The 12077-nt window shown below is 59.4% G+C and carries 8 protein-coding genes, 1 tRNA gene and 1 pseudogene; 1 reads left to right on the top strand and 9 read right to left on the bottom strand.

The genetic code is table 11. From position 1 onward, the window contains the following. Positions 1 to 128: 128 nt before the first annotated feature. From BGLCM_RS02805 to BGLCM_RS02775, 7 genes and pseudogenes are all read right to left on the bottom strand, one after another. A complete protein-coding gene (locus BGLCM_RS02805) occupies positions 129 to 560 on the bottom strand; it encodes an AraC family ligand binding domain-containing protein (protein ID WP_006295345.1) in 432 nt (143 codons plus the stop codon). 236 nt (positions 561 to 796) lie between these two features. Beyond that, positions 797 to 3151: a DUF2207 domain-containing protein gene (locus BGLCM_RS02800; RefSeq protein ID WP_044084696.1), complete on the bottom strand. Its 2355-nt coding sequence runs from the start codon at positions 3149 to 3151 to the stop codon at positions 797 to 799. 188 nt (positions 3152 to 3339) lie between these two features. After that, positions 3340 to 3918: a LemA family protein gene (locus BGLCM_RS02795; RefSeq protein WP_006295347.1), complete on the bottom strand. Its 579-nt coding sequence runs from the start codon at positions 3916 to 3918 to the stop codon at positions 3340 to 3342. Between the two features lie 413 nt (positions 3919 to 4331). Further along, complete coding sequence (locus BGLCM_RS02790) at positions 4332 to 7019, bottom strand: polyribonucleotide nucleotidyltransferase (protein ID WP_006295349.1); 2688 nt, start codon at positions 7017 to 7019, stop codon at positions 4332 to 4334. A 423-nt stretch (positions 7020 to 7442) separates the two neighbouring features. Continuing rightward, positions 7443 to 7712 carry a 30S ribosomal protein S15 gene (gene rpsO / locus BGLCM_RS02785; RefSeq protein WP_044084639.1) on the bottom strand — a complete coding sequence of 90 codons (270 nt, stop codon included), beginning with the start codon at positions 7710 to 7712 and terminating at the stop codon, positions 7443 to 7445. Between the two features lie 188 nt (positions 7713 to 7900). Then, a pseudogene (locus BGLCM_RS02780) lies at positions 7901 to 8582 on the bottom strand (hypothetical protein); the annotation flags it as partial. Positions 8583 to 9119: 537 nt separating this feature from the next. Next, positions 9120 to 9851, bottom strand: coding sequence for a 3'-5' exonuclease (locus tag BGLCM_RS02775; protein WP_044084637.1), 732 nt, complete (start codon positions 9849 to 9851; stop codon positions 9120 to 9122). A 283-nt stretch (positions 9852 to 10134) separates the two neighbouring features. Between BGLCM_RS02775 and BGLCM_RS02770 the strand changes: the two genes are divergently transcribed. After that, entirely contained in the window at positions 10135 to 10833 is a 699-nt protein-coding gene (locus BGLCM_RS02770; RefSeq protein ID WP_006295353.1) for a phosphatase PAP2 family protein, read from the top strand. Positions 10834 to 10986: 153 nt separating this feature from the next. On the opposite strand, the gene BGLCM_RS02765 is transcribed toward BGLCM_RS02770, so the two are convergent. Together BGLCM_RS02765 and BGLCM_RS02760 are read right to left on the bottom strand one after the other, a co-directional pair. Beyond that, a tRNA-Gly gene (locus tag BGLCM_RS02765) sits at positions 10987 to 11060 on the bottom strand. Positions 11061 to 11119: 59 nt separating this feature from the next. Then, a complete protein-coding gene (locus BGLCM_RS02760; protein WP_006295354.1) occupies positions 11120 to 11587 on the bottom strand; it encodes a holo-ACP synthase in 468 nt (155 codons plus the stop codon). Positions 11588 to 12077: the final 490 nt, after the last annotated feature.

Genomic DNA, 12077 nt, shown 5'->3' with positions numbered 1-12077 from the left:
GAACCTATTATTAACACCACAACAGACAGAACAAAGGCCCGCAATGGCATTACCATTGCGGGCCTTTTATTCCGGTTCACGCAAACCAGCAGCGCTGGTCCATGCGGTCCCGATCAGCTAGCGGTATATCACTTGCCGCAGCCGCAGCCGTCACACTTGCCGGCGTCGGCTTCTTCCTTTTCGAGTGCTTTGGCTTCCTTCTCGGCCTCTTCGTCTTCGAGGCAATCCACAGCCTTGGCATTGATCTTCGTGAGCGACATGTAGCTCTGTTCCATGGCCTTGACCTTGTGCAGCTCACCCGGAACCATGTAGATCACGTCGCCGCCATGCATGTACTGCACAGTGTCTTGCACAGTGAACTCGATGGAACCGTTGATCAGCGTGACGATGACGAGCTGGTCGGAAGCATGCTCAGCAATCTCCTGACCCGCGTCGAGGACCACGAGCTCGTTTTGCACGAGCGGGTTCTCGATGATGCTGTGACGCTCAATGGCGTCCTTCTCAATCGGGAACTGTTCCATCAAAGCGGTGTGCGCGGAAGTCATACGAATGGCGTCCATGATCAATCCTTTCAAGCTATGGGCATGGCATCGGCACCCACACCGCCTTGGAAGCGGCATGGCAGTCACGGATGCATGCGCGGGGTGTTGGCTTTGTTATAGCAACCCGCACTTGAAAGTTCCCTGAAGATTCATCCTGCCGCATATCCACAGCGTTTGTTCAGCAAACGATGATGTGCATATGCGACCGGACAAACCGTGCCATACTCGGTCAGCGCTGGCGGCAGACCGTCAGATCAGCGGCCACCGAATGAGCCGCCGCCTGAGCCACCGCCCGAACCGCCGAAGCTGCCACCGCCACCACTGCTGCTGCTCGAGTTCGCGGCGCTGATCGTGTTGCTGATGCTGTTCATGCTCGACGAAAGCGCCGATCCCAAATCGCTAAAGCCCGACATTCCCGAACTGATGTTCATGCTGGCAAACACCGAACCGGCCACATACGTGCGGTTCGACCAGTAGATGTTCGACGAATGGTATCCGTGTTCGTCAAGCCAGCGCTGGTCCGACAACTGCGGATATGCCTGGCGCAACTGGGCCATGGCCTTGTCGGCGATGCCGAACGCCGTGGCAAACACCAGATATTGGTCCCACAACATCAAATCCAACACGCCACGGTCCGAGAAGTCCGAGAAATCAAGCAGATAACGGCGCAAGCCCTGCACATGGCCGGCCATCTGCTGGCCCGGACCGTCAGGAACGTACTTCGGCAGCGCACCTGCAGCATCTGCACCGCCAGCGCTGCCGGCCACTCCAGCCACACCGGCTGCACCCGAACCGCCAGCTGTCGCCCAATCATCGGGCTGGCCGGTAAAGACGCGGGCCGGCATCAGCATGACGCCAAGGAAGCCGAGGAACGTCACTGGAATGCCAATGATGAACGCCAACGCCAGCATGCCGTCGATCAATGTGAACGCCATCATCGAAATGATGCCGAGGATCATGCCAATCACACCCATCGCATATACACCACCGCGCACCGTGGCCAGCGCCTTCGACGCATCGAGCTCCTTGCGGCACGCGTCCTCGAACGCCGCGATCGCCGCAGCGCCCTTCTTCGCATGCTTCTTGAACTGGTGCTTCATCGCGTTCATGTCGAACACGGGCAGATTGCCAATCAGCCTGCTCGCTTCCTGCAGCATGTCAAGCAGCGTGCGTTCCGACGGGCTCAACGTCAGCAACGCCTGCATGTCGTACGCTGGCGGCAGCAGCACAATCGTGTTCGTGTTCGCTTTGGCCATCGATGGATCCATAGCCAGGCGCTGCTCGGCGAACTGCGCCAAACCCGCAGGATGCACGCGGCTCATGTCAATGCCCGCATACATCGACGCGGGACCTGGATACACGGCGATGAACTTGCGTGAAATCAGCGAAAGCATCGTCGCGCCCATCATCTCCTTGTCCACGCCGCCAGGCGACGTCGACTTGAGCACCTGGTTGATTTGCGCGGCCACGGCCGGAGTCATATGCAGCGGCTCGCGCCAATACTCGATACCACCCAGATACTCGGCATACTTGCGCACGCGCAGCGCCTTGATCACGCACGGAATCGTCAACGCCAGTCCGCCAACGAACACGACGAGCCACGCCACAATCGTCACGATCGCTTTCGTGCGCTGGTGCTTGTACCATGTGCGCTCTTCGTCGCCTTCCGAGTCGATCAGGCTCGCGGCGGCGTCACGGTCTTCCCCGCGCACGGCCGCATGTCCAGCAACGCTCGGGAACATGGCGACCACGTCAAGATACGTGCCCGTCGGCACCTGGTTCATCGAGACCGTCAACGTGCCGTCCTCGCTGCGCGTGACCGTGGACTGCTTCGAATAGTGCACCCACGTGCGGCACAGCGGGTTGGTACCCGTGCGCTCAGCCGACGAGCCGTACGCTTTGCCGCCGTTTTCCTTGCCGGTGTCTTGCGTACACACGTTCGGCATATGCACGTTCACGCTCACGTTGTTCATGGGCATCTGGTTGTTCTCACCAAACGGTTCCCATTTGAACGTCGTCACGTCCTCATACGTGGTGCCTGTGCCGCGCCAGGTCATGGAGACGCGGAACTTCATGCTTTTGGCCGACATGGTTTTAGGAATGTTCCAACCGAGTTCCACCTTGCGTTTGCGTGGCTCATCCGCTTTGTATGTGGCATCCGCATTGTCAAACGGCCGGTATGCGGTCGGTAACGTGTCGCCGTTGGTAATGTCGCCGATATACCAGTGCTTGGCATAGGACGTGTCCCACTTGCCTCCATACACGTTGCCCGCGTTGACAGGCTCGCTTTGCGTATAGGTCTCTCCCGTCGTCAGGTTTTCCACGCTGATGTCGGTAATGTCAAGCAGGTTGTTCGTGTTGAGCGTGTACTGCTGGTACAGCTGCCTCCACGGCTTCGCGTCGTCCCCGCTGCCGCGCTTGTCGAGCCGCACGTCAATGTCTTGTACTATGCGCAGGTCGCCGTTATCGGCAACCGTCACGTCATAGTTGAGTGAATTGTATTTCATCTGGCTGTCGGATTCCGCAGCCCCGATCCCTATGCCGATGCCAATCGTCAGCGCGGCGGCGATGAGCGTGGCAACTATCGCCCACACAATTTTTTTCGCCAAATTTCCCACTTCAGTTCCTTCTCTTCTCCAGCGTCCCCATCTCACGTTTGTGCACAATCAGGCGCATTATTTCCGCTGGCATTCCAAATAGGGAGGGAAAGCCACGCAAGGCGGCCTACCCTCCCAGGTTTGATCAAATTTGCGTATCAGTTGCGCCTCAATGCGCAACCGTCATCACATGGCGATGCTCAGAACTGCACGGTTGGCACCACACGGTCGGCCTGGTCGACCTGGTAGTAGCCGTCCTCGTGGAAGCCGAACATCGACGCCACAATGTTGCTCGGGAACACGGCGATGGCGTTGTTGTACTTGAGCACCACGTCGTTGTAGAACTGGCGGGCGTAAGCGATGCGCTCCTCGAGCTGCGAGAGCTGGCCTTGCAGCTGCAGGAAGTTCTGGTTGGCCTTGAGGTCCGGATACGCTTCAGCCACGGCACGCAAATTGAACAACGCATTCGTCAACGCGTCTTCAGCGGCGGCACGCTGGGCCACTGTGGTATGCGGATTGTTGGCGGCTTCCATCGCGACGGCACGCGCACGCGTGACCTGCTCGAACACTGAAGACTCGTGTGCCGCATAGCCTTTGACTGTGGCCACGAGGTTCGGAATCAGGTCGGCTCGTTGCTTGAGCGTCACATCAATCTGTGCCCAACCGTTTGCCACACGGTTGCGCAGCTGGACGAGTGAATTGTAGACAGCGACCAACCACAATGCGATGGCGATCAGCAGCACCACAACGACGATGAGAATGATCCACCCTGCACTCATGGGGATCACCGTTCCTTTCAGTCGAGTCGAAGAGTCGTTACGGTTCCTTGTGGGATTCGCAACGCGTTTCGATGCTTGTTTGCCTTGCGGTGCCGTCCGTGTGCAGTCGTTCGCAATCTTATGCAGCCTTGTTCGCCGTACTTGACTGTTGCCAAGTGATATGCAGCGGTATGCAACTTATGCAGCCTCGGAAGGCACTTGAGCCATTATTGCGGAGCCAGACACCCCCTGCATTTCTTGTTCACGAGCTGGACAGCTGATATCAACACAGGCCCGAAGGTGCAATACCTTCGGGGCCTGTGGTCAAGCCGAAACGGTAACGGCGGTGAGGCTTGAGTGGCCTACGCGGCGCAGAAGCAGAAATCAATAGTCCAATAACGGACCGTACGCCCTACGCTGCGCAAGCATGCCGATCAGTCGTCGTACGGATCGAAATCGCGGCGCACGCGGCGGCGCGGACGTTCGTGACGCTCCTCACGGCCCGCACGATACTCGTCGTAGTTCTCGTCGGCGGCGTAACGCGGGTTGCGGTCGTCACGGCGTGAACGGCGCGGACGATCATCGCGATCATCACGGTCGCGGCGCGAACGGTACTCATGGCGGTCGTCACGATCATCGCGGTCATCGCGGCGTGAACGGCGCGGACGATCATCATAATCACGGTCGTCGCGGTCGTCACGGCGAGAGCGGCGCGGACGATCATCAAAATCATCGTCGTCAAAATCGCGGCGAGAACGGCGCGGACGGTCGTCATAATCACGGTCGTCGCGGTCATCGCGGCGAGCACGGCGCGGACGATCATCGCGATCGTCACGGTCGTGGCGGCCACGGCGCTCACCGCGGTCACGGTGGTCGTCGCGAGCCGGACGGTCCGAAGAGCGCTGAGCACCCGACTCCTGGTCTTCAAAACCCGGAATAGCCAGGCTGATCTTGCCACGGTCGTCAACGTTCTGGACGACAACCTCGACTTCGTCGCCTTCCTTGAGCACGTCTTCGACAGCGTCGATACGCTCGCCGTTGGCGAGATTGCGGATCTGCGAAATGTGCAGCAGACCGTCAGTGCCCGGAGTCAGGTTGACAAACGCGCCAAAGCTCGTGGTCTTGACAACCTTGCCCGTGTACGTTTCGCCAGCCTGTGGCACGTGAGGATTGGCGATCTCGTCGATGATCTTCTTGGCGGCCTCGGCGGCAGCGCCACCTTCGGACGAAATGAAGACCGTACCGTCATCCTCAATGGCGATTTCAGCACCCGTGTCTTCCTGGATCTGGTTGATCATCTTGCCCTTCGGGCCAATGATCTCGCCAATCTTGTCGACAGGCACGACGGTCGTGATGATACGCGGAGCCGTCTCGTTCATCTCAGCCGGGCCGTCGATGCACTCGTTGATGACCTCAAGGATCGTGGTGCGGGCCTCGTGAGCCTGCTTGAGCGCGCCAGCCAGCACGTCGGCAGGAATGCCGTCGAGCTTCGTGTCGAGCTGCAGGGCCGTAATGAACTCGGACGTGCCGGCAACCTTGAAGTCCATGTCGCCGAACGCATCCTCAGCACCCAGAATATCGGTCAGCGTCTTGAAAATGTGCTTGCCGTCAACGTCACCCGACACCAAGCCCATGGCGATGCCAGCGACCGGAGCCTTGAGCGGCACGCCAGCGTCCAGCAGCGACAGCGTGGACGCGCACACGGAACCCATCGACGTCGAACCGTTCGAACCGATGGCCTCGGAGACCTGGCGGATCGCATACGGGAACTCTTCGCGGCTCGGCAGCACCGGCACAATGGCCTTCTCAGCCAGCGCGCCGTGGCCAATTTCACGACGCTTCGGCGAGCCGACACGGCCCGTCTCACCCGTCGAATACGGCGGCATCTCGTAGTTATGCATGTAACGCTTGGACGTCGGACCCGACAGCGCGTCAATCTGCTGCTCCATCTTGAGCATGTTGAGCGTGGTCACGCCCAGAATCTGCGTTTCGCCACGCTGGAACAGCGCGGAACCGTGCACGCGCGGCACAATGCCGACTTCGGCGGACAACGTGCGGATGTCGCGCAAGCCACGGCCGTCGATTCGGTAATCCTCAGTCAGGATGCGGCGGCGCACAATCTGGCGCTGCAGTTCCTTGAACGCGTTGCCGACTTCCTTTTCCTTCTCGGCTTCGTCCATGTCGGTGAACTCGAGGGAAAGCGCCTCACGCACCTTCTCCTTGATTTCATGGATGCGCTCCTGGCGCGGCAGCTTCTCGGCAATCGAAAGAGCCTCGTCCAAATCGGCGTGGGCAATCTCGTCGATGCGGTTATACAGGTCATCCGTGTACTCAGGGAACAGCTGGAACTCGCGCGTTTCCTTGGCAGCGAGCTTCTTGAGCTCATCCTGGGCTTCGCAAATGACCTTGATGAACGGCTTGGCCGCCTCAAGGCCACCGGCCACGACTTCCTCATCGGGCTTCATGTGGCCCTCGTCGTAGATGAGCTTCCATGCGTTCTTGCCAGCACCAGCCTCGATCATAGCGATAGCGACGTCGCCATTGTCAACAACACGGCCAGCCACGACGATTTCGAATACGGCGCGCTCGCGCTCGCTCCAACGCGGGAATGCGACCCACTGGCCATCGATCAGGGCCAGGCGCACGCCCGACACCGGGCCGCCGAACGGCAGACCGGAAATCAGCGTCGAGGCCGAAGCGGCGTTCAGGGCCACCACGTCATACGCGTCATCAGGGTTAACAGCCAGAATCGTTTCCACAACCTGCACTTCGTTACGCAGCGTGTGCGGGAACAGCGGGCGCAGCGGGCGGTCAATGATGCGGCAAGCCAGAATGGCTTCGGTGCTCGGGCGTCCTTCACGGCGGAAGAACGAACCCGGGATCTTGCCGGCGGCATACATCTTCTCTTCCACGTCCACGGTCAGCGGGAAGAAGTCGTAGTTCTCCTTCGGGCTCGATCCGGCAGTCGTCGTGGACAGGATCATCGTATCATCGTCAAGATAGGCGGCGACGGCGCCATCAGCCTGCTGGGCGAGACGTCCGGTTTCGAAGCGCAGCGTGCGCGTACCGAACGATCCATTGTCAATTACGGCTTCCACAGCCTTGATTTCGGGACCCTCCATAGGGTTCCTCCTTAGGGTGTTCTTATTCCTTTTTCATTCATCCATCTGCATGGCTCCCAGGTGAAACCGGCGCCGATGTTCGCGCCACCTGACGCTGCAGCGTGCAGCTTCAAGGAGCCTGGCGGTACCCGGGGCGCCACTGGCGTCAACGTCACTAGCGCCGCTAGCTTGACGTCGCCAGCCTAGCGTCACTAGCACTGGCGTCCCGCAATTATTCACCGTGCTTGATTGTAGTACGATTCGTGCACATCACTGAGCGAGTCCTGCAGCGCATCGCAAGCGGCACAAAACGAAACGGCATGCCTATGTGCGGCAACGGAACGCTTGCGAAGATTATGCGGAAATAAAAAACAGGTCCGATCCCTTGACGGGACGGACCTGAAAAGTTTGAAGTTGACGCGCCTTGACGTGCCTAAACGTCGATTATCGACGCAGGCCGAGGCGGGAAATCAGCGAACGGTAACGCTCGATGTCTTCGCGCTTGAGGTAATCAAGCAGACGACGACGGTCACCAACCATGAGCAGCAGACCACGACGGGAGTGGTGATCGTGCTTGTGCTCCTTGAGGTGCTCGGTCAAGTCAGCGATGCGCTTGGACAGCAGAGCGACCTGAACCTCAGGCGAGCCGGTGTCACCTTCGTGAGTCGCGTATTCAGCGATGATCTGCTTCTTTTCTTCAGTCGTGAGTGCCACGGCTTCCTCCTCAAATGAGTTGCGCGGTGCCTCCAACCCGATGCTGGAAGCGCTCTCGATCCGCGGGCGATGTACGCCAAGCGATAATGGTACCCACGCCCTACGGACAACGGGGCGGCGGGAGCGTGGGGAAGGTGGGAGTGCGGGAACGTGGGAGCGTCGGGGCGTCCGGAATTACTTGACCGGTACTAAACCGTCGTGATCAAGCCGCCGAACAGCACAACGGCCAACGCCAGCAGTTCGATGACGATGAAAAACAGGAACGATACCCACACGCGAGTCAACACGTTGAGCGGCGACGTTTTTTTTGATGCACACGAGCAAACCTACCCATACCACGGCGAACACGGCCAAACCGAGCGCGGCGGCGATGATGCCAAGGTTCGCGGCGTTGGCGAGGCGTGCGTTGGCGCCATAAATCACGTAGGTCGAGTTCCAGAAGTTGAACTTCAGCAGTGACAGTCCGGCAATGAACTGTTCCACGACCAAACACAGGGTGAACAGCGAGAACCAAGCGATTTTGTGGCGGTCAATGATCATCATGCCCAGGCCAATGAAGCCGAGCAACGTGGCTTCCCAGCTGACCATCGCCACGCCGCGTGGTTCGAGCATGCTCAGGTGATCAATGATCATATGCGTTTGCGTAACAGCGAGGGCCCGGCCATACCAGTACGGCGCTATCAATGCAAGCAGAGTAATAATAATGCCTGCCACCCAAACTCCCGGATGCGAGCGGCGCTTTTCAATGTCGGCCAACGAAATGTCAGTCTCGCCGATCGTGGGAGTGGGGTGCTTGGAAACCGTGGGGACGGACGGGGAGTCAGGGGCGGCCTCGGACTGCGCGGACGGGGACTGCGCGGACGAGGGCTGCGCGGACGGGGACTGCGCGGACGGGGTGGCTGGAGTAGCTGGAGTGGTTGGGGCGGCGGGAGCTGCGGCAGCGCTGGAAGTTGCCGAAGCGGACGGTTCAGCAGGTGCAGCGGGATTGCTGACGGCCGTATCGATGGAAGCCGCTGCGGAACCATCCTGCGAATCGTGCGTGACGCGCTCGTCAGCCACCATATTGCTTCCTCCCCGCGGGTTGTTGCGTCTGAACATGTGTTCCACAATGTTTCCCACGGTGTTCTGCATAGCCGCTTGCGAGCGCTTGGGAACGTCTCGGGAACATTGGTGAGCCCAGTATACTAACGGGCGGCTAACGCACGCTCGAGGAGGGTGGAGACGGGTGGGAGGGGACGACGGGAGAAGGAGGGAGACTGCGGGAGACGGAGGGAGAGCCGCACCATACACAAAGCCGCGCTGCAGCAACTCAATCTTGAGCTACTGCAGTGCGGCTTTATTACGGACGTTGCGGACGTTCACAACGCTCCCCGCACGCCCCAGCTGAGCTCCTACTCAGCCAAGCGTTCACGCCTGCTTACGGCTGTTGATGATCGTTTGACGCAGCCAGCGGTAGCAAGCCACCGTCTGCTTGCAGGCCGTCAGCGCGCGCGTGGCCGGAGCTTCCATCAAACCGGCGCGGTTCATCAGCGCGTTGATCGAGGACGTGTCGTCACCCGGATACATCTGCTGCTCAAGCATGAGCGGATCGATCAAAATATTGCGGTGCATCGGCACGCCGCTGGCACGTTCGGCCAAGAACAGTTCAGTCTGCATGCGGCCCACGTTCGGCGCGATAAACGTGTCGTTGCCCACGAACGAGAGGAACTGCTCGATCGCCTGCTTGACGGACGGCTGCCCGGCGAGCGCGGCATCCGTCAGTCCCGTGCGTGCGGCCACGTCTTGCGGCAGCGGACCCGACTGGGCGACGAGCGTTTCCATCTGGCCCACGGGCTTACCGGAGCGCACGCGGATCGCGGCGAGTTCAATCAGTTCATCACTGTCCGGCGAATGCGTGATGACGTCGATCGCGCAGTAGTTATCGGGCAGCAGGTTGACGTTTTTGACGGGTGACGACGCGCCGCCGATGCGCTTGTCGGCGGCTGTGTTGCCCGCAAGTACAAAGAACACGATGGCCGCGATACCCCAGCACACGAGCCAAATAATGAGCACTGTGAAGTTGGAGTGCATGCCGAATCCCCACAGCATCGTCAGCAAGCAGATCACTGCGATGAACAACCAAATCGTACGCTGCTTCATGGCAGCCTCCTTCAACAAATTTCCAGCGGCTCAGGTCCGCACAACGTGCCCGTACAACGTGCCCGTACAACGTTCTCGCGCAACGTCCAGCGGAACGGCCCGGCCGGGCGATCGCCTTCAGTCTATCCGCGCTATGCTGGGAAAACCTTGAAACCCCTGCTTTCCTCTGGGAGACGAAAACAGGGGCGGCCGAGCGATTGCCGCTCGACTCCCGGCCGACCTCGCCTTTCCACCCCCAACTTCCTCGCCACCCGCTGTATGTCCCGCGTTTTAGATTGGACGAATGAGTGAAAACCGCAATCGTAGAGCCATTTCCGTCCCTGCTGCGCCTGCCCACTCCCCCGTCGGCATTGTGGTGCAGATGCTGCTACTCGTCGTGTGCACGGCTGTGTTCGTTTGGCTGTGGATGCTCGTGGCCGAACATCGTACGGGCGCATTCGACGAGACGGTCTACTCCTGGTTCGCCGCCCATCTCATTTCCCCTGCGCTCACGCCGTTCATGAAGGCCTGCACGTTCCTCGGGTCGGCTTGGCCGTTGATCATTATTTCGCTGCTCATGCTGGCCATCGTGCGCAACCGGCGTCTCGGCGCGGCCGTGTGTATCAATTTGGCGTTGATTTTTGGACTCAATACGCTGTTCAAAGAGATTGTGCGGCGCCCGCGGCCGAGCGAGCATCGCATCATTCAGGAGTGGGGATACAGTTTTCCGTCGGGCCATGCCATGGTCAACACGGCGTTTTACGGGTTTTTGATTGTGTTGTTGTGGTGGTTCTGCCGCAATGTTTGGCTGCGCTGGCTTGGGACCGTGGTGCTTGCCGCGCTGATTGGCATCATCATCGTCAGCCGCGTGTATCTCGGCGTGCACTATCCGAGCGACGTTTCGGCCGGTTTCCTGTTTTCTGTGGCCTATCTGATCGTGTTCGCCGTCATCGTCAAACCGTGGATCGCCCGCTCCCCCAACGCCACAGCGTTGCGCGGGTAAACTGCGGGTCGCAGCTGCATTCCGTTGAAGAGTTGTTGAAGAATTCAACACAAATCCAACCCAAACAGCTGCGTTTTCCGCTCATGCAGCGTAAGCGCAGACAAACAGAAACGGCTAGATTCCAACGTTTTGGAGTCTAGCCGTTTCGTCTGTTGGAGCGGATGACGGGAATCGAACCCGCGTAATCAGTTTGGAAGACTGAGGCTCTACCATTGAGCTACATCCGCGTACGCCGCTGGGGCAACGTGTGCCATTATACACAAGCACGCACACATCGCAAGTTCCGTCAATCAAGTACCGTCACTGCGGACGCAATCGGCCCGTCATGCGAGATACTTACGTGCCAGCGGACTTGCTTTGGGCTGTTTTGATTGATTTCCGCAGTACCCGCATCGCCCAGGGATTGCACAAGCATAGCTTGCACCTCACTGCCGAGCACCACATGCGGCACGCCGAGCGCATCGTCAAGAATCTCGATGCGACTCCACGGCACCGACTCAATCGTGTAAGGCAACGCCGCTCGCGTGTGTACCCCCTGTTGGGCCAGCGCTTCGCACCAGGCCTTGATTACCGACTCTTTGGCCGCCCACTTGCCAGCCAGATGCACGGCGATGCCGTCACCATGCCGTTGGGCTGATTGCTGCGCTTGGCGTCGCTCGCGCATCGAAAACAACTTGCCCATGGTTGTACCTGGTTGCTCCAACTGCTGCGCGAACGCCGTCACTTCCACCACATCATGCCCCAACCCGCGCATCGCACCCCTTTCGCCTCACTCCGATCTGCTCACGACGCTGCTCGCCACGTGCGCACAACACTGCACACAACACCGCCCACACTATTGTGCCAGCCCACCGTCGCATGGTACGTCACCACCACACGCCAACCGTCATAACGATCCCTCCCCACCAGTGGCAACCGCCGCCATCAAACCAGGAATCCACCGAAAACGCATCTTCCCTTACCAAGCTGGTCAGAAAGGATGCAGTTTGAGAACCCAAACCGTAAACCTCCTGACCAGACCGGTCAGGAAAGACGCAGTTTAAGGGCTGGAACTGTAAACCTCCTTACCAAGCTGGTCAGAAAAGATGCAGTTTAAGGGCCAAAAACGTAATTTCCTTTACCAGGCTGGTCAGAAAAGACGCAATTTCAGCGCCCAAACCGTAAACCTTCTGACCAAGCTGGTCAGGCAAGTGGCAGTTTGAGGGGCTGGGAAGTTGACCGAAGAAGTTGGGTGGGAAGGCGGG

This window comes from Bifidobacterium gallicum DSM 20093 = LMG 11596, assembly GCF_000741205.1.
Classification (GTDB): Bacteria; Actinomycetota; Actinomycetes; order Actinomycetales; family Bifidobacteriaceae; genus Bifidobacterium; species Bifidobacterium gallicum.
The sequence above is the reverse complement of the archived record's forward strand: the minus strand, read 5'-3'. Positions and strand labels throughout refer to the sequence as shown.

Bases quoted from the DNA above. Each gene is read 5' to 3' on its own strand.
- BGLCM_RS02790 (WP_006295349.1), bottom strand. From the start codon at position 7,019: ATGGAGGGTCCCGAAATCAAGGCTGTGGAAGCCGTAATTGACAATGGA.
- BGLCM_RS02805 (WP_006295345.1), bottom strand. From the start codon at position 560: ATGGACGCCATTCGTATGACTTCCGCGCACACCGCTTTGATGGAACAG.
- BGLCM_RS02775 (WP_044084637.1), bottom strand. From the start codon at position 9,851: ATGAAGCAGCGTACGATTTGGTTGTTCATCGCAGTGATCTGCTTGCTG.
- BGLCM_RS02770 (WP_006295353.1), top strand. From the start codon at position 10,135: ATGAGTGAAAACCGCAATCGTAGAGCCATTTCCGTCCCTGCTGCGCCT.
- BGLCM_RS02795 (WP_006295347.1), bottom strand. From the start codon at position 3,918: ATGAGTGCAGGGTGGATCATTCTCATCGTCGTTGTGGTGCTGCTGATC.
- BGLCM_RS02760 (WP_006295354.1), bottom strand. From the start codon at position 11,587: ATGCGCGGGTTGGGGCATGATGTGGTGGAAGTGACGGCGTTCGCGCAG.